The following is a 19,329-nucleotide window of genomic DNA, read 5'->3' as shown; positions in this document are numbered from 1 at the left end:
ATCTGCATCATCCTTCCATCCCGGCGCGGGCGATGAGATCGGGCGAGATCACCTCGCCTGATCGCCCTAGCGCATCCGCGGGTGTCCAGCGATTTCGCAGCGCGGCCAGACGAACCATCTGCGCCGGGGTGATGCCGCCGAGCGCAGCGACGATGCCGCCTCGGCCGGCGATCTCGCCGCTGGCATCAACGGCAAGCGCGCCCGCATAATTCGCCAGCGCCGTCAGCAACGTGCTGCGAACCCGCGCCAGCAGATCACGATGGGCGTCGTCCGGCAGCGGGCCGGGCAGGATCTTTTCGACACCTTCGATGGCCGCCGCAATCGGCACGATCTCGGCGGGGACGCCGAGCCGTGCCGCGGATGCCATCGCCTCGTCCGGCAGCCGCGAGTCCGGCCCGGACAGCAGCACGGCGCGAACCTTGTCGGCGCCGAGGGCATCGACAGCCAGGCCCAGTGACAGCGCGGGCTCTATGCCTGCCGCCAGGCCGAATACCGCTCCGTTCAAGCCTGCCTTGCCGACGCGGTCGCGCAGGCGGAGCATGTGAGCGGCGTAGTCCGCCTCGTCGCCCTCGGTCGGCTCGGCGACCGGCCCGCTGCACTGCCAGCCGTCATCTCCCCTGTGCCATGTCAGCGTGGTCACATCCTCGACGAAGCCCGGCAACTGCGCCGCGATCGAGAGATCGGCGTTGAGCGCAAAGGATGCGCCGTCGAACACCTCGCCGTCGTGACCGCCGGTCTGATTGAGCCAGAGCAGCGGCAGGTCGCTTTCGGTGACGCGCGCTACGGCCGCCGACAGCCGCCGGTCACCTTCGCCGCGGATGTAGCGCGCGGCGGCCGCGACCACGATCAGCTCAGCGCCGGTCTCCGCCAGCGTCTCGACGACGTTCTCGTCTGCAGGCTGCTCGGGCCAGATGTCCTCGCCGATCGCAACGCCGATGCGCATGCCGCGCACGCTGACCGGGCCGGCCGCGGGGCCGCGCGTGAACAGGCGCTGCTGATCACCCGGCAGGTTGGTCTTGAAGCGCGTCGCGGCGATGCGCCCGCCGTCGAGCAGTGCGACGGCGTTGGAGAGCTTGCCGTTCTCGTCCCACGGCGTGCCGATCAGCACCGCCGGCCCGCCATCGGCGGTCTCGCGCGCCAGCGTCTCGATCGCGGCGCGGCTGTCGGCCCGCACACTCGGCATCGCGTCTCGTGTGAGACCACCCGCAATGAACAGCTCAGGCAGCACCACGAGATCGGCGCCATCCGCCGCCGCCCTCGCTCGCGCCTCCCGGGCCTTCGCGACGTTACCCGCGATGTCCCCCACCGTGGGATTGAGCTGGGCCAGCGTGATCCGGAAGATATCAGCGGCCATCGCTCACCCCGTTCACAACCATCCGAGCCGCTCGGCGATCGCGAACAGCCAGAAGCTGCCGGACATCAGCAGCGCGACGCCGACCGCGGCCGAGCCGAGATCCTTGACCTGGCCGATCTTCGGATCGTGGTCGGTGGTGAGGCGGTCGGCGAGCTTCTCGATCGCGGTGTTCAAGAGCTCGACCACGAGCACCAGCAGCACGGCGCAGACCAGTTCGACGCTGCGCATCGGCGTCGCGCCGATCACATAGGCGAGCGGCAGTGACAGGATCAGCGCGATCACCTCCTCGCGCACCGCCTGCTCGGAGCGGAGCGCGAAGGCGAGGCCATTGCGCGAGTTGAGCGTCGCGCGCCAGAAGCGCAGCATCAGAAGCCCGCGACCGCCGGCATCGGGGTGGATTTGCCGCCGCGCTGCTGCTTCAGCAGCTCGGCGATCAGGAACGCCATGTCGATCGACTGCTCGGCGTTCAGCCGGGGATCGCACACCGTGTGATAGCGGTCGTTGAGATCCTCGTCCGAAATCGCGCGCGCGCCGCCGATGCATTCGGTGACGTCCTTGCCGGTCATCTCCAGGTGGATGCCGCCGGCATGGGTGCCCTCGGCGGCATGCACGGCGAAGAACGCCCGCACCTCGGAGATGATGCGGTCGAACGGCCGGGTCTTGTAGCCCGAATTCGAGGTGATGGTGTTGCCGTGCATCGGATCGCACGACCACACCACCTTGCGCCCTTCCCGCTGCACCGCGCGGATCAGCCCCGGCAGGTGATCGCCGACCTTGTCGGCGCCGAAGCGGTTGATCAGGGTCAGCCGTCCCGGCTCATTGTCGGGGTTGAGAATGTCGATCAGCTTGATCAGCTCGTCCGGCTTCAGCGACGGGCCGCATTTCAGGCCGATCGGGTTCTTGATGCCGCGGAAATATTCGACATGGCCATGATCGAGCTGGCGGGTGCGGTCGCCGATCCAGATGAAATGGCCTGACGTGGCGTACCAGTCGCCCGTCGTCGAATCGACGCGGGTGAAGGCCTGCTCGTAGCCGAGCAGCAGCGCCTCGTGGCTGGTGTAGAAGTCGGTGGCGCGCAGCTCGGGATGGCTCTCGAGATCGAGGCCGCAGGCGCGCATGAAGTTGAGCGCCTCCGAGATGCGGTCGGCCAGCTCCTTGTAGCGCCGCGACTGCGGTGAGTCCTTGACGAAGCCGAGCATCCACTGGTGCACGCTGCCGAGATTGGCGAAGCCGCCGGTGGCAAACGCGCGCAGCAGGTTCAACGTCGCCGCCGACTGCCGGTAGGCGTCGAGCTGGCGCTGCGGGTTGGGGATGCGCGCCTCGGGCGTGAAGGCGGTGTCGTTGACGATGTCGCCGCGATAGCTCGGCAGCTCGACGCCGTTGACCTTCTCGGTCGGCGACGAGCGCGGCTTGGCGAACTGGCCGGCGATGCGGCCGACCTTCACCACCGGCACCGCGCCGGCATAGGTCATGACCACGGCCATCTGCAGCAGCACGCGGAAGAAGTCGCGGATATTGTTGGCGCCGTGCTCGGCGAAGCTCTCGGCGCAGTCGCCGCCCTGCAGCAGGAACGCCTCGCCGGCCGCGACCCGCGCCAGCGATTTCTTCAGGTTGCGCGCCTCGCCGGCGAACACCAGCGGCGGGAAGGTCGACAGCTGCGCCTCGACCTCGGCCAGCGCCTTCTGGTCGGGATAATCAGGCACCTGCTGCACCGGCTTGGACCGCCAGCTCTCCGGGCTCCAGCGCTCCGTCATGGCTCTCTACTCCCTCTCGGCAACCGCACGCCTGTTCCCCCGCCGCGGCGCGCGCCTTATACACAGCCTGCCCGGCAACTGCCATCCGGAATTTAGGTTGTCCGGCCAAGCCGTTGCGGCTGCGAGGGATTTCAGGCCTGGCTTGAAACTCCAGATCGAGCTCCCTGCTCTCCCTTCGGTTGCTGCGCTCGGCGCCTCCACACCCACCGCCGTCATCCCGGCGAACGCCGGGATCCATAGCCACCGTCCCATGTCGTGACACGAGGATGGACTTGCGCCAACCAGCGGCTGGTCTGGGACGACAGCGGAGTGGGACGCAAAAGACGGGATCGGCCGACGCGCGTTCTCGATCCCGCGACACGAATGCCCGAGGTCTCATGGAGCGGCTCACCCTCCAACATCGGAGGGCGCAGGGAATGCCGGACGATGGCCTCGCCCATGGCCCGCCTGCGGAAAAAAATGCAGGCGGCAGGTACCACAGGTTCAGCCGATCATTCCGGCATTCCCTGCGCGACGGTCTTAACGCTTATACGCAGTCTGCCTGGTGCGCCGGGCTTGTTGGCCACCATTGCCCGCGCGGCGCACAAGCGCCATCACGAACGTAGCACCAGCATCGGGGTGCCAGCACGCTGCGACTTCACGTCCGCGTCGAGCCGTTCGTCCGCGCACCCTCTCGGACACGCTGCGGCTCAAACGCGGCCATCGCTCCCCGCCTCGCGTGTCGTGACGATCGCGCGCAACGCCCCTTCCGAGTGAGGCAGGATACGGAGAGTAGATCACAGATTCTGGTATTCGTAAAGAAGAATTTTTGAATATCCGAACATCACGACTGCGACTGGGCGACGCCGCCGGGACCGCTCGGCGAACTCCGGGTCAGACCACCAGCAGCAATCCCGAGATCAAGAGAATCCCCAAAATGATCTTCCTGAACAGCGCATCGTTGACCTTGCGGAAGGCGAACACGCCGAGCGCCGTCCCCGCGAGCAGCGCCGGGATGCTCAGGGCGAGATCGATGACCACCTTGGACGACAGGTCCTGACGCGCCAGCATCATCGTGAGCGAGGCGATCTGCATGACGGCGATGAAAGGCTGCACGAGGCCGCGCTGCTCGGTCTTCGGCAGGCCGTGCATCTCGCACCAGATCGTCGGCAGCGCGCCGGGCATCGCGGTGAGGCCGCCGATCAGGCCGCCACCGAAGCCGATGATGGCGGTGCGGCTTCGGCTCATCGGTTGAAGACTGCCCAGCGCCGGCTTGCACAGCATGGTGCCGGCGTAGATCGCGATGGTGAGGCCGAAGATCTGCTGGAACACACGCGTCTCTGCATTGTGCAGCAGCCACAGCGCCAGGGGCACGCCGAGCAGCCCGCCGATGATCAGGACGACGCTCTCCTTCCAGCGGATGCTGGCGCGCAGCGCCCAGAGGTTCGTTGCCTGCACGCCGACGCTGCACGCCATCATCAGCGGCACGGCTTCCAGGGGCTGCAGCATGTGCAGGAGGATGGCGCCGGCGACCGCTGAAAATGCGAACCCGGCAAGACCGGACACGAAGGCGCCGAAGAAAACGGCGGCGCTGAGCAGCAAGAATGATCCGAGCCCGGGCATGAAATTCTCCGGCTGAAGAAAATGGAAATGAGTGATCGTCAATCAGTGGTCTGGAACGTCGTAACCGGACTTGCCTCCACGCGGTCGGGCGTGTCCGCCTTTCGCAGAATCGCGATCGCGACGATGTGCAGGATCAGGAAGAATGCGAGAACGACGGCGCCGAGGCATTCCTTCGAAACAAATGGCTTCGAAGTGAATGGCTTCGACGTGACTGGCTGCGATGTGATGGGCGCGAGCCGCGGCGGAACCTGATGGGCATGCATGTCCGGTGTCTCCAGCAAGGTATCGGATTGCTAGCAGCCCAGCGTCCCCTCAGCGTCCCCCGATAGGAGTATGGCGAGGCATTCAATAGGAGCGCAGCCCGACGCCTCGGCCAGCCTCCGCTGCCTCGTTCCGTGTACGACGCAAGTGCGGGTCACGCCCGTGATCGCGCTCACGCGGACGAATGGCCGCCGCCGCACGCTGCGTGACGTCGATCTTCGATGCGGGGCCGTGACAACCTGGGCTGGCACGCGTCCGCACGACACGTGCCACGCAGAACATCCATCGATCCGTCATCACGGCGACACGCGGCAGATGCTATCGCGCCGCCGCTTTCGGACACGATCGAGGGGATCGACAATGAGACTTCACCACATCGCCGGCGCGATCGCAGCCGGCTGCGCCGCTCTGCTGGCCGGCCCGCTGCATGCGGACAGCGGCACCTTCAACACGCTGACCTATAACGTCGCGGAAACGCCGACCGCCTATAACGGCGGCAGCGACGCGCATTCGCGCGTGATCAGCTGCTATCTGCGCCAGTTCGGCATCGTCAACGTGCAGGAGGACTTTCTCTGGCACGCCGCGCTCTACGACACCTGCGACAACCATCCCTATCGCACGCCGACCTCGGGCACGGCCGGAATCGGCGACGGCCTCAACACGCTCAGCACCTATTCGTTCGATGATCTCGACCGTGTGACCTGGACCAAGCGCGCGAATTCCGACGCGCTGACGCCGAAAGGCTTCTCGCTGGTCCGCACGCGGCTGGCCGAGGGCGTCTATCTCGACTTCTACAACCTGCACGCCCAGTCCGGCACGTCCTCCACCGATCTCGCCGATAGCGAGTCCGACGTGGCGCAGATCCTGAGCTACATCGAGGCGAATTCCGCCGGCAACGCCGTCATGGTGATGGGCGACACCAACACGCGCTACACGCGGGCCGGCCAGAACATGTGGGAGTTCCTGCATCACGGCTTCAACGACGCCTGGGTCGAGACGGTGCGCGGCGGCAGCGTGCCGCCGATCGGCGCTCCCCTGGTCTGCGGCGATACCCAGACGGCCCGGCCGGACTGCGAGATCGTCGACAAGGTGCTGTGGCGCAACAACGGCTTTTTGACCCTGCAGGCGTCTGGCTATGTCGACCGCCAGGATGCGCTGGACTCGAACGGCGCGCAGCTCTCCGATCACCACCCCGTCGAGGTCGACTGGAGCTGGGCCACGGCATCGAACCGCAAGCTCAGCGACCAGTTCGGCGGCCCGCACGGCACGAGCTACAACGACGTCTCCGCGCTGCCCGCCAATCCCGTGGTCAGCAAGCTGACCATCCGCACCGGCAACCGAGTCGACGCCGTCGAGCTGACGCTCTCGAACGGCTTTGTCTACAGCCATGGCGGCAGCGGCGGCACGGCTCAGAGCCTGACGCTCGGCGGCGGCGAATATCTCACCTCGGTCAATCTGTGCAGCGACCAGTATCAGGGGCACACGCGCATCTTCCGGATCGCGTTCGGCACCAGCGCGGGCCGTACCCTGTCGGGCGGCACGTCGACGTCGAGCTGCACCAGCTACACCGCCCCGAGCGGCTGGCAGATCACCGGCTTCCACGGCCGCTCCGGCGACGGCATCGACAAGCTCGGCGTCGTCTACGCGCCGGTCTCCACGAGCGCGGCACCATCGCGCCAGCCGGTCCGCATCGTCAACCGCACGTCGGCGCTGTGCATGGATGTCAGCGGCGGCACCATGGCCGACGGCACGGCCGTGATCCAGTGGAACTGCACCGGCACCGCCAACCAGACCTGGAGCTACGACGAGACGACCGGCATGATCCGCAGCATGCAGGACCCGCACTACTGCCTGGACAACAACGGCACGTATGGCGACGGCGCGCAGCTGATCATCTGGACCTGCACCGGCAACAACAACCAGCGCTTCCGCTATGACGCTGCGGCCGGCACGATCGCGCTGCGCAGCTATCCGGTCGAAGTGATGAGCCAGAACGGCACCTCCCTCGGCAATCAGCTGCTGACCGCGACCGCCTCGGCCGCCCGCTCGCAGCAATGGACGTTGACGCCCTGATCCGCGGTCCACGACAGGTGATCCGGACGGCGCCGCCGTCCGGATCACGCACAGCGCCGAGGGGCTGATCATCGCGCTGGCGCCGGATCGGCAGCGCTGCCCTTGCCAATTCATAACCATGAGGTTATGGATATACCCATAACCATCGAGTTATGGATTGAATGCCCCGCTCTCCCGACCTGCTGTTCCGCACGCTTGCCGATCCGACCCGGCGCGCGATCTTCGAGGGGCTGTGCCGCCACGGCGAGCAGACCGTCGGCGCGCTGACCGCCAAGGCCGGCGTGTCGCAGCCGGCGGTGTCGAAGCATCTCGGCCTGCTCAAGCAGGCAGGCCTGGTACGCGAGCGTCACGAAGGCCGCCTGACGCATTATCGCGCCCAGCCGAAGGCGCTCGCACCCTTGCTCGACTGGACCAGCCGCATGGCCGCATTCTGGGAGAGCCGCTTCGACGACCTCGACAATCTGCTCAACAGGATGGACCAATGACAGACATTGCGCCGGAGACCCGCACCGTCGTCGTCGAACGCGAGTTCGCGCATCCGCCGGAAAAACTCTGGCGCGCGCTGACGCAGCCGCATCTGATCGCGGAGTGGCTGATGGCCAACGACTTCCTGCCGTCGCTCGACCATCGCTTCAAGCTGAAGGCGGACTGGGGCGTCGTCGACTGCCAGGTGCTGACGATCGAGCCGCACAGGACGCTGTCCTACAGCTGGGCCGCGCTCGGTCTCGACAGCGTCGTGACCTGGACGCTGACGCCGACCGCGACAGGAACCCATCTGCGCATGGAGCAGACCGGCTTCGCCGCCGACCAGACCCGCGCCTATCAGGGCGCACGCTACGGCTGGCCGAAATTCTTTGACGGGTTGGAGCAGACCTTGGCGCGGCTCGACTGAGCTGGGCCTCTGCTGCGCTCGGTTGTCATTCCGGGGCGGCGCGCAAAGCGCGGCGAGCCCGGAATCCATCCGGCCGCGAGAACTGCCGCGCAATGGATTCCGGGCTCGTGCTTCGCACGCCCCGGAATGACGGCGGAGAGATTTCCGCACTTTCATCGGCATTGTCACATGGGGAGGAGCCAATGAACTGGTCCAATACGATCCGACAAGTCCACCGATGGGTCTCGATCGCCTTCACGGTCGGTGTCATCATCAACATCGCGGCGATGACGCAGACGCAGCAGCCCGCCGCCTGGGTCGGTCTGCTGGCGCTGCTCCCGCTGATCGTGCTGCTCGCCACGGGGCTTTACATGTTCGCGTTGCCGTACCTCGCAAGACGGCGCAGCGCACAGCATGTGAGTTGAGGTGACGCTCGAGCTCCAGACTTCTTCGTCATTGCGAGCGCAGCGAAGCAATCCGGGGCCAAGCCAAGGACTCTGGATTGCTTCGCTGCGCTCGCAATGACGGCGGGTTGGTGGACGGTCCCTACCTGCATTCTACACTCTGAGCGCGCGAGGCCGCCTACTCCAGCCCGTTCGACGACACCCAGCCGACGACGCCGTTCCACACTGCGCGGCATGACGTGAACCGGCTGACACCGTCGCCGGGCATCACGCAGCCGCCGACCATCGCGGTCTCGCCGGCGGGGATGCGGGTGAGGATCTCCGACTTCTGCCCGGGCTCGCGGCGCAGATTGAGATAGCCCTGCGAGACGTTGCGCTTGACCGTGCGCGGCACGAGATGCGGGTTGGGAAGGATCGCCTGCGCACGCTCGATCGGCGTTTCAGCCGGACGCGCCGCGGTCTGACTTGTCTTCAGCTCCTCGATCCGCGCCCTCGCCATCGAGCCATAGGGCGTGCCGCCGAACTGTCGCACGAAATCCTCGAGCACCGCGATGCTGGTGGTGTTCTGCGTCACCGCCCAGGCGCGCTCGGCGGGATCGGGTGATGCCGCGGAGGCCAGCGGCGACGTTGAGGCCGGCGCGACCGGCTGGCCGGCGAAGAAGAAGTCGCCGTCGACCGGCGAGCTCGACACCCAGGGCTGCTGGGTGCCGCCGGTGGCGCGCTTCACCTCCAGGCCGACCTGGTTGAAGGTCTTGAAGATGTCGAGGCCAGGCCGCTTGATCGTGTCGGCGAGCGCCTTCGTGAACGGGCTGTTGCCGTCGCGGCCGTCGAGCGCGACGTTGCCGGGCTGGGTCGCGAACGAGATCAGCGTGCCCTCCGGCGCGCGCATCTGCGCCAGGCCGCTGCCGCCGTCGCGCAAGCCGCGGCCGCCGAACGGATTGTTGCGGCAGGCGTCGAGGATCACGAGGTTCAGCTTGGTGCCGGCGCTCTCCATCTGGCGCAACACGACGTTGACGTCGAGCATCTGGAAATCGACATCGGCCTCGCGCGCCGGGTTGGCGTCGACCGGCACCAGATAGTTGGCGCCGCGCACCTGCACGCCGTGGCCGGCATAATAGACCAGCGCGACGTCGGCGCCGCGCGCCTTGGCGCCGAACTCCTGTACCGCGCGGCGCATCGTGGCCTCGTCGAGATCGAGCCGCGCACTGCCGCCGACCAACGTGAAACCAAGGCCCTGAAGAGTCTCGGCCATCAGCGCCGCATCATGCTTGGGATTCTCGAGGCGGCTGACGCTGCGATAGGCCGAGTTGCCGATGACGAGCGCGATGCGGGTATCGGCGAGCGCCGGGCTGAAAAAGCCGAGCAGGCTCCATCCGGCCAGCGCCAGCATCATCCATCGCCGCATCGACTCTCCCCGTCCTTGCTTGACGGCGGAAGTCTATACGCGGCCGGACGAAGCGGAAAGGCGCAGCGCTCTACTCCGCGGCCTGCCGGACGTGGCGCTCGGTCACCGTGCGCATCGTCACCAGCTCTTCCGCCGCAGACGGATGCAGCGCGACGGTGGCGTCGAAATCGGCCTTGGTGGCCTTCATCTTGATGGCAATGGCGACGGCCTGGGTGATCTCGGCGGCCATGTCGCCGACGATATGGCAGCCGAGCACGCGGTCGCTGGTGCCGTCGACCACGAGCTTCATCAGCACGCGGGTGTCGCGGCCGGACATAGTCGCCTTGATCGGGCGGAACGTGGTCTTGTAGATGTCGACGCGGTCATACATCTCGCGCGCCTGGGTCTCGGTGAGACCCACCGTGCCGACCTCGGGCTGGCAGAACACGGCGGTCGGAATGTCGGCGTGATCGACGCGCACGCTCTTGCCGCCGAACACGTTGTCGGCAAAGGCATGACCCTCGCGGATCGCGACCGGCGTCAGGTTGAAGCGATGGGTGACGTCGCCGACGGCGTAGATGCTCGGCACCGAGCTCTGCGAGAACGCGTCGACCGCGATGCCGCCATTGCGCGGATTGATGGCGACGCCGGCCTTCTCCAGGCCGAGATTGGCGACCGCCGGATGACGGCCGATCGCGAACATCACCTTGTCGGAGGCGATGCTGGAGCCGTTCGACAGATGGGTCGTGTAGTCTTTGCCGTGCTTGTCGACACTCTTGATCGTGCAGCCGGTCAGGATGGTGATGCCTTCCTTCTCCATCTCCGAGCGGACGTGCTTGCGCACGTCCTCGTCGAAGCCGCGCAGGATGTTGTCGCCGCGATAGACGACGGTGACGTCGGAGCCGAAATTGGCGAAGATGCAGGCAAATTCCAGCGCGATATAGCCGCCGCCCTGGATCACGATGCGGCGCGGCAGCTCCTCCAGGTGAAACGCCTCGTTGGAGGAGATGACGTGCTCGATGCCGGGAATCGGGGTGCCGTGATTGGGCGCGCCGCCGGTCGCGATCAGGATGTATTTGGCGGTGACCTTCTCGCCTGTGCCGAGGCGCACGGTATGGGCGTCCTCCAGCACGGCGCGGGTTTTGACGATCCTGGCGCCGGACTTCTCGACGTTGGTGGCGTAGGCCGCCTCCAGACGCGCGATCTCCTTGTCCTTGTTGGCGATCAGCGTCTTCCAGTCGAACGTCGCGGTCGGGATCGTCCAGCCGAAGCCTTCGGCATCAGCGATCTCCTGGCGGACATGCGAGCCGATGACGAACAACTTCTTGGGCACGCAGCCGCGGATCACGCAGGTGCCGCCCATGCGGTATTCCTCGGCGACCATCACGCGGGCGCCATAGCCCGCCGCGATGCGGGCGGCGCGCACGCCCCCCGAGCCGCCACCGATCACGAACAGGTCGACGTCGAATTCAGCCATCTCTCCCCCGACCTGTCCTTGCAACCCGCCTCAGATCGGCTTGTTGCGCTTGCGCATCTCGGCGCGGAACTGCGCGGTGACCGTGTCGGAGAACTCCGCCGCCCACCCGTTCATCGCCTGCATGCTCATCTGGATCGCCTTCGGCTCGGCCGCAAGCAGCTTCTGGCCGATGGCAGACTTGTAGAAAGTGACGAGGTTGGCGATCTCCTGGTCGGAGAACTCGTTGCAGTAGATCTGCGCCATCTTCTCGCCGATCTCCTTCTCCTTGCCGGCATAGGTCTGCGCGACGGAGACGGCGACCTCGTCGAGGTCCTTCTGGTAGTTGAGGTTGGACTGCAGCAGCGCCTGCTTGGTCTGCTGCACGATGCCCGGGACGGCATTGGCGTACATCGCAGCCGCGTTCTTCATCGACAGAATCTCGCGCGCACCGGCCATGCAGGCGGGCGAGGCCGGCTTCAGCGCCGGCGCCTGGCCCTGCGCGGCAGCGGGGCTCGCCGAAGCCAGGGCCAGCACGATTCCGGCGGCCGGCAAGATTCTGAACACGCTCTTCATTCCAAGTCTCCTGTGAGATTGCGGCCCAAAGCGCAGATCGTGCTGCGCTCAAGGCCGCTGGATAACGCGAATACCCTGTGCGCCTGCCAGGATCGCCGTGCTGCCGAGGCCAATGAACAGCCCGTGCTCGACCACTCCCGGAATTGCGCTCAAAAGACCCGCCAGGCGCGGGGGATCCTCGATCTCCCCAAGGCGGACATCGACAATCCAGTGGCCGCCATCGGTGACGAAAACGTGGCCATCTGCGGACTTACGCAAGCCCATCGCTCCGGAGACGCCGGCCTTGGCGAACGCCTTGCCGATCTCGCGCTGCGTCGCGGCGAGCCCGAACGGGATCACCTCGATCGGCAGCGGAAAGCGGCCGAGCTTTCCGACCCATTTGCTCTCGTCGGCGATCACGATCATGCGATCCGAGGCGCTGGCGACGATCTTCTCGCGCAGCAGCGCGCCGCCGCCGCCCTTGATCAGGTCGAGCGCCGGGTTGATCTCGTCGGCGCCGTCGATGGTGAGGTCGAGATGGTCGATCTCGTCGAGCGTGGTCAGCGGCACACCGCAGGCCTGCGCCTGCGCCCGTGTCGCCTCCGAGGTCGGCACGCCCACGACCTTGAGGCCGGCGCGGACCTTCTCCCCGAGCAGGTCGACGAAATGCTTGGCCGTCGAACCGGTGCCGAGGCCGAGCTTCATCCCGCTCTCGACCTCTTCGAGCGCCCGCGCCGCCGCCTGCTGCTTCAATGCTTCCATGTCGACCAAGGAACCGTCCTCATCCCCAGGCCCCTGGGGGCCGAAAACCGGCGCATATCTAGCGGTGTTTTGACGCGGGGCCTAGCTCTGACCGGTCACGAAATCGGACAAAAAGCCGTGGCGAGCCCCTTGCGGGGGCGCGGGCCTGCCGGTAGCCAATACCGATGCCCATCTCCAGCACCATCGTCTTCGATCTCGACGGCACCCTGGTCGACACGGCGCCGGATCTCATCAACGCGCTCAACCACATCCTCAAGCGCGAGGGGCTGCGGCCGCTGCCGCTGGCCTCGGCGCGCAAGATGATCGGGCACGGCGCGCGCAAGCTGCTCGAGCGCGGGCTGGAGGCGGAGGGCCGCTTTGCCAGCCCGGCCGAGATGGAGCAGCTCACGGTCGATTTCATCGATTTCTACGCCGAGAACATCGCGGTCGAATCGCGCCCCTTCGAGGGGCTGGAGGCGGCGCTCGACGAGCTTGCCGAGCGCGGCTGCCAGTTCGCGGTGTGCACCAACAAGCTGGAATGGCTGTCGAAGCGGCTGCTCGACCAGCTCGGCCTGTCCTCGCGCTTTGCCGCGATCTGTGGCGCCGACACCTTCGGCGTCGCCAAGCCGGACCCGGCGATCCTGCGCCAGACCATCGCGCAGGCCGGCGGCGAGATCGGAGCCGCGATCATGGTCGGCGATGCCGGCACCGATGTCGGCGCCGCCCGCCGCGCCGGCGTTCCCGTCATCGGCTGCACCTTCGGCTATACCGACGTGCCGATCGCGGAGCTCAATCCGGACCACCTGATCGATCACATGCGCGAGCTGCCGGCCGCGGTGCAGGCGCTTGGCCCCGCCCTCAAGAATGCCTGACAGCGCTGTGATCCACTCGCGGGATTGCGGCCTAACCCCCTGCCCGATCGCCTGAATCCTCAACGAACGAAACCCGAAGGTTCTGTTGAGAATGGGGTTGACCGCAGTTGCGCCGCTGTCCTGACACTCCTATGGTCGCGCTGGGATTGCGGCCGATGGCCGCAGGGGTTGTGGGGCGGACATCATGATTCGGCGGGTCATCGCGATTGCGCTTACGGGAGCCGGTCTGGCCGGCTGCTCGTCCTTCTCCATGGACAGCTTCAAGATGTCGGCGCCGGAGGTGCCCGTGCAGCTCGAATCGGTGCCGCCGGGCGCCGACGCCAAGACCTCGCTCGGACCGGGCTGCCGGACGCCCTGCACCGTGTCGGTGCCCGCGCCGGACGCCGGCTTCAGCGTCACCTTCACGATGGACAAGTATCAGCCGGCGACCGTTCCGGTGCAGGTCATCCGCAACTCCGGCGATTTCAACAGCTCGCCCCCGGTCGTGATGGACCCGAGCCCTGTGGTCGCCGAGCTGCAGCCGATGCCGGGCGCGCCGCCGAAGGCGGTGAAGCACATGCGCCCGAAAAAGCCGAAGCCGCAGAAATCGGCCGCTTCTGCCGCCGCGCCGGCGCCCGCGACCACCGGTTCCGCCTTCCCGGCCCCACCGCCGCGGCAATAATCGGATCTCAACGGCCATCGCCTCTCGCAGCAGCGAAGCTGCGATGCAGCATCGGCGCCTCGTCAGGTCACCATTCCTCGGTATGAGTGCTCGGCGATTGTGAGCCGCGCCGATCGTGATTAGATTGCTTTGAACCGGCAGCCGGCCGCGTCTAGCGCGGCCACTGTCTGGCGCAGCCGCTCATGGCACCGCCGCCATGACCGCCGTGACATGACCGTCGTGACAAGGCCTTCCATGACCGCTGAGACGTTGAGTGAAACCGCCCTGACGCGCCCGATGACCGACCCGTTCGGCCGTCGCATCAGCTATCTGCGCGTCTCGGTGACCGACCGCTGCGACCTCCGCTGCTTCTATTGCATGGCGGAGGACATGACGTTCCTGCCCAAGGCCGACCTGCTGACCCTGGAGGAGCTCGATCGGCTGTGCTCGGCCTTCATCCACAAGGGCGTGAAGAAGCTCCGGCTCACCGGCGGCGAGCCGCTGGTCCGGCGCAACGTCATGGGCCTGGTGCGCTCGCTGTCGCGGCACCTGAAGAGCGGCGCGCTCAATGAGCTGACGATGACGACCAATGCGACGCAACTCGCCAAATACGCCTCCGAGCTCGCCGATTGCGGCGTCCGCCGCATCAACGTCTCGCTCGACACGCTCGACGCCGACAAGTTCCGCACCATCACCCGCTGGGGCGATCTCGACCGCGTGCTCGCCGGCATCGAGGCGGCGCAGGCCGCAGGGATCGCGGTGAAGATCAACGCGGTCGCGCTCAAGAACATGAACGAGGACGAAATCCCCTCGCTGATCGACTGGGCGCATGGCAAGGGCATGGCGCTGACGCTCATCGAGGTGATGCCGATGGGCGAGATCGGCGAAGGCCGCATCGACCAGTATCTGCCGTTGTCGCTGCTGCGCAGCCGCTTGGCGCAGAAGTACACGATGACCGATCTCGACGAGACCACCGGCGGCCCCGCTCGCTACGTCCGCGTCGCCGAGACCGGCGGCACGATCGGCTTCATCACTCCGATGACGCATAATTTCTGCGAGAGCTGCAACCGCGTCCGCGTCACCTGCACCGGCACCTTGCACACCTGCCTCGGCCACGAGGATGCTTCCGATCTGCGCAAGCCGTTGCGAGCCTCGGCCAGCGACGAGCAGCTCAGCGACGCGATCGACCGCGCCATCGGCCTGAAGCCGAAGGGCCACGACTTCATCATCGACCGTCGCCACAACCGCCCGAGCGTCAGCCGGCACATGAGTGTCACCGGCGGCTGATCCTCTGCCGACGCACTGGACGTTACGCTCAGTGTGCAGCGGATGGCCTTGCTGATCGATCAGAGGCTAGGGCGCAAGACGTCCAGCCCTCAGCGGCCGCGAAAATAAAGCTGCACTTCGGCGAGGGCCTGTTCCGGGGTCTCGAAGGAAAAGCCGGCAAAACTCTTCATCGGGCTCCAATGCGGCCCCTCCGGAGCGATCTCGCAGCGGCCGCTGAAATCACGAATGATCCGGCCGATGACCTGATCCTGCTCGACCCATTTCAGCCACCGGATGTGACCGTGAACGTTGTCCGGATCGAGTCGAATGGTCGCCATGCCCTGCCCCGATCAGTTCGCGAACTCATCGACAATGACCTGACGAGGGCAACGTTCCTACGGCGCCGGGAACCATTGGCTGTTCGCTGACTTCACCCCATTGCTGTCAGCCCCATGCACCGGAGAACGAGCCATTCTAGCCCGTAGCGAGCCAGCGCGTCACGACAACCGAACTCTGCTCGATCGCGCGCAGCGGTTCGCTGGCCTGATGTTCGATGCCGCCGCCGAGACGGACGAGCACGCCTTCATCGGTGATCACCTGTGGACGGCGTTTCGCCAGTCCGGCCTCGCGATGTCGCCATTCCCCCGGGATCTCGGCGGCGACGACCTCTGCGGGCCCGAGTGCAGCGGCGAGCTGTGCACGGTGCTGCGCCTGCTGGGATCTGCGGATCTGTCGATCGCCCGGCTGTTCGAAGGTCACGTCAATGCAGTGTCCCTGGTCACTCGCTACGGCGAGCGGGATCAGCTGCGCGCGCTGGCCGCGCGCATCGCCGCCGGTGGCCTCTCGGCCGTGTGGGGCGCCAATGATGCCAGGGGTCTGCACGTCGCCGGCCAAGATGGCGGCACCTTGCGGGGCCGGAAAATCCTGTCGTCCGGCGCGGGCTTCGTCACCGATCCCCTCGTGACCGCGACGGCGCCGGAGGGTCAGGTTCTCTGCCTGCTGCGCCTGACCATGGACGAGCCGATCGATCTGTCGGGCTGGCAGGCGCAGGGCATGCGGTCGACAGCCACCGGTGCGATCGATTTCTCCGGGACCGTCGTGACATCGGAGAACATGATCGGCGAGCCCGGCGACTTCATGCGCCAGCCGTTCTTCTCGGGCGGCGCATGGCGGTTCTGCGCAGCCCATTGCGGCGCGACCGAACGTCTCGTCGATCTGTTCAAGACCCATCTCCTGACGACGAAACGCGGCGAAGATCCGTATCAGCTGCAGCGCCTCGCGCAGGCGATGGCAGCCGCCAAGACCGCGCGCTATTTCGTCGAGGACGCCGCGCGGCGGCTTGCCTCGGACGAGATGCCTGGCGAACAGGTCGTGGGCTTCGCCAATTTGACGCGCATGGTCACCGAGCGCTGCGCGCTCGACGTCATGGAGACCGTGCAGCGGGGCGTCGGCTTGGCGTCGTTCGTTCGCCCGCATCCGATCGAGCGCGTGTCGCGCGACCTCGCGACATATCTGCGCCAACCCGTGCCCGACCTCGCGATGAGCGACGCTGCGAGAGCATTCCTCGGCTCGTCCCATTCCGTCGGAGATTTCTGACGTGCGCGCCGATCGTTTTCTCGACGCGCTCAGCACCAGTCCGGTGGTCACGGTGGATGAGCTCGTCCAAGGACGCCCGTTGGTGGTGCTCTCGCCCCATCCGGACGACGAGTCGCTTGGCGCGGGAGGCCTGATTGCGGACGCCCGTGCCGCAGGACATGAGGTCAATGTCATCGTCGTGACCGACGGCTCGGGCTCGCATCCCCGTTCCAGGCAGTATCCGCGACAGAAACTGGTCGCGCTGAGATACGCCGAGGTGCATGCGGCCGGCGGGGTTCTCGGGGTGCAGCCGGACCATGTCACGTTCCTCGGACTGCCGGATACGAGGGCGCCGATGTCGGGCCCGGACTTCGATGCGGCCGTGGAAACGACGCTGAGGGTGGTCCGACGGTCCGGAGCCGGCGCCCTGTTCGTCACATGGGAGGGCGATCCGCATTGCGATCACCAGGCGTCCGCGGCGCTGGCGAAGGCCGTTCGCCGAGCGAGCCCCGGCCTTAAGCTCTGGGCGTATCCGGTGTGGGGATGGCACCTCGCGGCTGATGTCGAGACGCAGCAGCCGCCGCCGAGCGCGGTCCGGATCGACATCTCATCGCAGCGTGGTCGCAAGCGGGCGGCGATCGATGCCCACGCGTCGCAGATGACAGACCTCATCAGCGACGATCCGGATGGCTTCCGTTTCGACGACGCGTCCCTGGCGCCGTTCCTCGGACCCTATGAGTATTTCATCGAGGTGCCGTCGTGACCCGAAAAGCTGCTACCCTTCCCCCGGACTATTTCGAAGCCAAATACAAGGCTGACATCGACCCCTGGCGGTTTCGAAGCAGCCGCTACGAGCAGGACAAGTATCAGGCCACGATCGCCTCTCTCACCCGGGCGCCCTACGCGCAGGCGCTCGAAGTCGGCTGCTCGATCGGCGTATTGACCCAGCTTCTCAGCGCGCATTGTGCTCAGCTGCTCGCCATCGACGCATCCGCCACAGCGCTCGAGGTCGCAAGGTCGGTCAGCGGGTCGAACGTCAGCTTTCGCGTCGCGACCATTCCGGCCGACTTTCCCAAGGGGCCATTCGACCTGATCGTGCTGTCGGAGGTTCTGTACTATTTCGCCAAGCCCGACCTGCAGCGCGTCACGCAGGAATGCATCGCGGAGATCGCGCCTGGCGGCGAGATCGTGCTGTGCCACTGGCTCGGCGAGACGAACTATCCGCTCACCGGCATCGAGGCCAGCGAGCTGTTTGCCGATGGCATCAAGCCGGCACTGCCGGTTCGCACGATCCTTCACGATGAGACATATCGCCTGGAGCGCTTCTCGCCGGCCTGACCGACGGTCTCAGATGCCGCACGATCATCCTGGCGATGGCGATCTGGCGCGGCAGGTCAGACGGGCGCAGCGGTGCGCCGCGCTTTAATGCCTGGCTCATGCCGCACACCGCATCCCAGGCGTCTTCGAACGAGCAAGTGGCCAACCCGTCGAAGGCGCGGATGATCTCACCCGACGGTCCCAGAGCGGCAGGCCAGCGGCGCGCGGCCGGCCCTCGGCTCCAGCGATCGCGCAACATCCCTTTGCAGAGCGCGCGTCGCGTGGCCTGCAGCGCGGGCTCGAGATCATTGTCGCAGGGCGCGTCGGGATGTCCGTGGCGATGGCGCATCGTGTCGGCAGCGCCGCCGCTCGCCCGCCCTTCGAACCGGCAGGAGGTGGCCACGCACACGTCCACGGCGTGGCGCACCTTCAGCCCGGCACGGTCGAGCGCCGCCGTCAGCGCGACGTCCTCCCCGACCGGGCGCGGCGGCAGGCCGCCGATCGCGGCATAGGCGGCGGCTGTCACCGCCAGGCTGGCCCCGGACGAGACCCGATGGGTCGGCCAGGGATCGTGCGGCCGCGGGTCGCAGCGCGCGTTGATTTCGGCGATGTAGCGCAGATAAGTATCTTCGAGCCGGCCGCGCGCCACGAACTGATCGCCGAGGGCGATATACTCGCTTGGGATCGCATCGATGTAGCCGGCGACGCAGTCGACACCCTCGTCGAAGGCGCGAAGCGTGGCGGCAAACCATGTCGGCGACACCCGGCTGTCGGCATCGGTGGTCATGATGAGGCCGTGCAGCGGAGCCGCCTCGGCAAGCCGGATTGCAGCCAGGTCCATCGCGCGCTTGCGCGCCCACCCGGCATTTCGCTGCCCCTCGGGCAGATCCTCTTCGACCACCACGACCGGGTGCGGGATCGAACGCGCCGCCTGCCGGGCGATTGCGGCGGTGTCGTCGGTGCAGCTGTTGGCGAAGACGAGGATCTCCAGGCTGCCCCGTGCGATCGGGGCTCCCTCTTCGTCCCGCTGCATGGCCAGGGCCGCAAGACAGCCGGCGATTTCGGATGCTTCGTTCTGGGCAGGGATGGCGACGACCGAGAGCCGCGTTTGCGAAAGAAGAGATAGTTTCATCGGTAATCCGCAATCGCCTTTGATGCCGCGCCCCCTCCTCAATCATCAGGGGACTGCTGGGTTCCGCGAGCGTCG

Annotated in this window: 21 protein-coding genes; 10 read left to right on the top strand and 11 right to left on the bottom strand. The window is 66.7% G+C overall.

What is annotated here, in order from left to right; genetic code table 11:
• Window positions 1–7 precede the first annotated feature (7 nt).
• The 5 genes from ACQR1Y_RS13440 to ACQR1Y_RS13420 form a co-directional block, all read right to left on the bottom strand.
• A complete protein-coding gene (locus ACQR1Y_RS13440; RefSeq protein ID WP_434876780.1) occupies window positions 8–1,354 on the bottom strand; it encodes a nitrilase-related carbon-nitrogen hydrolase in 1,347 nt (448 codons plus the stop codon).
• 12 nt (window positions 1,355–1,366) lie between these two features.
• Window positions 1,367–1,720 (bottom strand): diacylglycerol kinase, encoded by a 354-nt coding sequence (locus ACQR1Y_RS13435; protein ID WP_434876779.1) that lies wholly within the window; start codon window positions 1,718–1,720, stop codon window positions 1,367–1,369.
• Window positions 1,720–3,108: a class II 3-deoxy-7-phosphoheptulonate synthase gene (locus ACQR1Y_RS13430; protein ID WP_434876778.1), complete on the bottom strand. Its 1,389-nt coding sequence runs from the start codon at window positions 3,106–3,108 to the stop codon at window positions 1,720–1,722. The genes ACQR1Y_RS13435 and ACQR1Y_RS13430 overlap by 1 nt, the downstream gene beginning before the upstream one ends.
• 873 nt (window positions 3,109–3,981) lie before the next feature.
• Window positions 3,982–4,710 carry a sulfite exporter TauE/SafE family protein gene (locus ACQR1Y_RS13425; RefSeq protein ID WP_434876777.1) on the bottom strand — a complete coding sequence of 243 codons (729 nt, stop codon included), beginning with the start codon at window positions 4,708–4,710 and terminating at the stop codon, window positions 3,982–3,984.
• 38 nt (window positions 4,711–4,748) lie between these two features.
• On the bottom strand, window positions 4,749–4,991 hold the full coding sequence (locus ACQR1Y_RS13420; RefSeq protein ID WP_434894309.1) for a hypothetical protein: 243 nt from the start codon (window positions 4,989–4,991) through the stop codon (window positions 4,749–4,751).
• A gap of 340 nt (window positions 4,992–5,331) precedes the next feature.
• Here ACQR1Y_RS13420 and ACQR1Y_RS13415 point away from each other — a divergent pair, with 340 nt between their 5' ends.
• The 4 genes from ACQR1Y_RS13415 (at window position 5,332) to ACQR1Y_RS13400 (ending at window position 8,340) form a co-directional block, all read left to right on the top strand.
• Entirely contained in the window at window positions 5,332–7,044 is a 1,713-nt protein-coding gene (locus ACQR1Y_RS13415) for a jacalin-like lectin (protein ID WP_434876775.1), read from the top strand.
• A gap of 161 nt (window positions 7,045–7,205) precedes the next feature.
• Complete coding sequence (locus ACQR1Y_RS13410; protein ID WP_434857646.1) at window positions 7,206–7,529, top strand: ArsR/SmtB family transcription factor; 324 nt, start codon at window positions 7,206–7,208, stop codon at window positions 7,527–7,529.
• Window positions 7,526–7,936 carry an SRPBCC family protein gene (locus ACQR1Y_RS13405; RefSeq protein WP_434876774.1) on the top strand — a complete coding sequence of 137 codons (411 nt, stop codon included), beginning with the start codon at window positions 7,526–7,528 and terminating at the stop codon, window positions 7,934–7,936. Before ACQR1Y_RS13410 ends, ACQR1Y_RS13405 begins: the two co-directional genes overlap by 4 nt.
• 182 nt (window positions 7,937–8,118) lie before the next feature.
• Window positions 8,119–8,340 (top strand): hypothetical protein, encoded by a 222-nt coding sequence (locus ACQR1Y_RS13400; protein ID WP_434857648.1) that lies wholly within the window; start codon window positions 8,119–8,121, stop codon window positions 8,338–8,340.
• A 157-nt stretch (window positions 8,341–8,497) separates the two neighbouring features.
• Here ACQR1Y_RS13400 and ACQR1Y_RS13395 read toward each other — a convergent pair whose 3' ends face one another.
• From ACQR1Y_RS13395 to rpiA, 4 genes are all read right to left on the bottom strand, one after another.
• Complete coding sequence (locus ACQR1Y_RS13395; protein WP_434876773.1) at window positions 8,498–9,724, bottom strand: caspase family protein; 1,227 nt, start codon at window positions 9,722–9,724, stop codon at window positions 8,498–8,500.
• 70 nt (window positions 9,725–9,794) lie between these two features.
• Complete coding sequence (gene gor / locus ACQR1Y_RS13390) at window positions 9,795–11,180, bottom strand: glutathione-disulfide reductase (protein ID WP_434857650.1); 1,386 nt, start codon at window positions 11,178–11,180, stop codon at window positions 9,795–9,797.
• 30 nt (window positions 11,181–11,210) lie between these two features.
• On the bottom strand, window positions 11,211–11,732 hold the full coding sequence (locus ACQR1Y_RS13385) for a DUF2059 domain-containing protein (RefSeq protein ID WP_434857651.1): 522 nt from the start codon (window positions 11,730–11,732) through the stop codon (window positions 11,211–11,213).
• Between the two features lie 48 nt (window positions 11,733–11,780).
• A complete protein-coding gene (rpiA, locus tag ACQR1Y_RS13380) occupies window positions 11,781–12,473 on the bottom strand; it encodes a ribose-5-phosphate isomerase RpiA (protein ID WP_434876906.1) in 693 nt (230 codons plus the stop codon).
• A 164-nt stretch (window positions 12,474–12,637) separates the two neighbouring features.
• Here rpiA and ACQR1Y_RS13375 point away from each other — a divergent pair, with 164 nt between their 5' ends.
• From ACQR1Y_RS13375 to moaA, 3 genes are all read left to right on the top strand, one after another.
• The gene (locus ACQR1Y_RS13375; protein ID WP_434876772.1) at window positions 12,638–13,324 is read left to right on the top strand and encodes an HAD-IA family hydrolase; all 687 of its coding nucleotides are present in this window, start codon (window positions 12,638–12,640) and stop codon (window positions 13,322–13,324) included.
• 265 nt (window positions 13,325–13,589) lie between these two features.
• Window positions 13,590–13,985 (top strand): hypothetical protein, encoded by a 396-nt coding sequence (locus tag ACQR1Y_RS13370; RefSeq protein ID WP_434857809.1) that lies wholly within the window; start codon window positions 13,590–13,592, stop codon window positions 13,983–13,985.
• A gap of 234 nt (window positions 13,986–14,219) precedes the next feature.
• Entirely contained in the window at window positions 14,220–15,251 is a 1,032-nt protein-coding gene (moaA, locus tag ACQR1Y_RS13365; RefSeq protein WP_434876771.1) for a GTP 3',8-cyclase MoaA, read from the top strand.
• An 89-nt stretch (window positions 15,252–15,340) separates the two neighbouring features.
• Here the strand turns inward: moaA and ACQR1Y_RS13360 are convergent, their stop codons facing one another.
• A complete protein-coding gene (locus tag ACQR1Y_RS13360; RefSeq protein ID WP_434876770.1) occupies window positions 15,341–15,568 on the bottom strand; it encodes a hypothetical protein in 228 nt (75 codons plus the stop codon).
• Between the two features lie 133 nt (window positions 15,569–15,701).
• Here ACQR1Y_RS13360 and ACQR1Y_RS13355 point away from each other — a divergent pair, with 133 nt between their 5' ends.
• The 3 genes from ACQR1Y_RS13355 to ACQR1Y_RS13345 are packed head-to-tail and all read left to right on the top strand — an operon-like array spanning window position 15,702 to window position 18,143.
• A complete protein-coding gene (locus tag ACQR1Y_RS13355; RefSeq protein ID WP_434876905.1) occupies window positions 15,702–16,826 on the top strand; it encodes an acyl-CoA dehydrogenase family protein in 1,125 nt (374 codons plus the stop codon).
• Between the two features lies 1 nt (window position 16,827).
• A complete protein-coding gene (locus tag ACQR1Y_RS13350) occupies window positions 16,828–17,568 on the top strand; it encodes a PIG-L deacetylase family protein (protein WP_434876769.1) in 741 nt (246 codons plus the stop codon).
• Entirely contained in the window at window positions 17,565–18,143 is a 579-nt protein-coding gene (locus tag ACQR1Y_RS13345) for a class I SAM-dependent methyltransferase (protein WP_434876768.1), read from the top strand. Before ACQR1Y_RS13350 ends, ACQR1Y_RS13345 begins: the two co-directional genes overlap by 4 nt.
• Here the strand turns inward: ACQR1Y_RS13345 and ACQR1Y_RS13340 are convergent.
• Window positions 18,070–19,254 carry a glycosyltransferase gene (locus ACQR1Y_RS13340; RefSeq protein WP_434876767.1) on the bottom strand — a complete coding sequence of 395 codons (1,185 nt, stop codon included), beginning with the start codon at window positions 19,252–19,254 and terminating at the stop codon, window positions 18,070–18,072. The genes ACQR1Y_RS13345 and ACQR1Y_RS13340 overlap by 74 nt on opposite strands.
• Between the last annotated feature and the right edge of the window lie 75 nt (window positions 19,255–19,329).

Source organism: Bradyrhizobium sp. HKCCYLRH3099 (assembly GCF_051167855.1).
Lineage (GTDB): Bacteria > Pseudomonadota > Alphaproteobacteria > Rhizobiales > Xanthobacteraceae > Bradyrhizobium.
Note: the sequence above shows the minus strand (reverse complement) of the source record. Positions and strands in the feature narration are given on the sequence as shown.

What these genes read in the sequence shown, in the direction of transcription:
- ACQR1Y_RS13440 (WP_434876780.1), bottom strand. Translation starts at nt 1,354, where the DNA reads ATGGCCGCTGATATCTTCCGGATCACGCTGGCCCAGCTCAATCCCACG.
- ACQR1Y_RS13425 (WP_434876777.1), bottom strand. Translation starts at nt 4,710, where the DNA reads ATGCCCGGGCTCGGATCATTCTTGCTGCTCAGCGCCGCCGTTTTCTTC.
- ACQR1Y_RS13430 (WP_434876778.1), bottom strand. Translation starts at nt 3,108, where the DNA reads ATGACGGAGCGCTGGAGCCCGGAGAGCTGGCGGTCCAAGCCGGTGCAG.
- ACQR1Y_RS13435 (WP_434876779.1), bottom strand. Translation starts at nt 1,720, where the DNA reads ATGCTGCGCTTCTGGCGCGCGACGCTCAACTCGCGCAATGGCCTCGCC.
- ACQR1Y_RS13370 (WP_434857809.1), top strand. Translation starts at nt 13,590, where the DNA reads ATGTCGGCGCCGGAGGTGCCCGTGCAGCTCGAATCGGTGCCGCCGGGC.
- rpiA (WP_434876906.1), bottom strand. Translation starts at nt 12,473, where the DNA reads ATGGAAGCATTGAAGCAGCAGGCGGCGGCGCGGGCGCTCGAAGAGGTC.
- ACQR1Y_RS13395 (WP_434876773.1), bottom strand. Translation starts at nt 9,724, where the DNA reads ATGCGGCGATGGATGATGCTGGCGCTGGCCGGATGGAGCCTGCTCGGC.
- ACQR1Y_RS13375 (WP_434876772.1), top strand. Translation starts at nt 12,638, where the DNA reads ATGCCCATCTCCAGCACCATCGTCTTCGATCTCGACGGCACCCTGGTC.
- ACQR1Y_RS13405 (WP_434876774.1), top strand. Translation starts at nt 7,526, where the DNA reads ATGACAGACATTGCGCCGGAGACCCGCACCGTCGTCGTCGAACGCGAG.
- ACQR1Y_RS13410 (WP_434857646.1), top strand. Translation starts at nt 7,206, where the DNA reads ATGCCCCGCTCTCCCGACCTGCTGTTCCGCACGCTTGCCGATCCGACC.
- gor (WP_434857650.1), bottom strand. Translation starts at nt 11,180, where the DNA reads ATGGCTGAATTCGACGTCGACCTGTTCGTGATCGGTGGCGGCTCGGGG.
- ACQR1Y_RS13360 (WP_434876770.1), bottom strand. Translation starts at nt 15,568, where the DNA reads ATGGCGACCATTCGACTCGATCCGGACAACGTTCACGGTCACATCCGG.
- ACQR1Y_RS13385 (WP_434857651.1), bottom strand. Translation starts at nt 11,732, where the DNA reads ATGAAGAGCGTGTTCAGAATCTTGCCGGCCGCCGGAATCGTGCTGGCC.
- ACQR1Y_RS13400 (WP_434857648.1), top strand. Translation starts at nt 8,119, where the DNA reads ATGAACTGGTCCAATACGATCCGACAAGTCCACCGATGGGTCTCGATC.
- ACQR1Y_RS13340 (WP_434876767.1), bottom strand. Translation starts at nt 19,254, where the DNA reads ATGAAACTATCTCTTCTTTCGCAAACGCGGCTCTCGGTCGTCGCCATC.
- moaA (WP_434876771.1), top strand. Translation starts at nt 14,220, where the DNA reads ATGACCGCTGAGACGTTGAGTGAAACCGCCCTGACGCGCCCGATGACC.
- ACQR1Y_RS13415 (WP_434876775.1), top strand. Translation starts at nt 5,332, where the DNA reads ATGAGACTTCACCACATCGCCGGCGCGATCGCAGCCGGCTGCGCCGCT.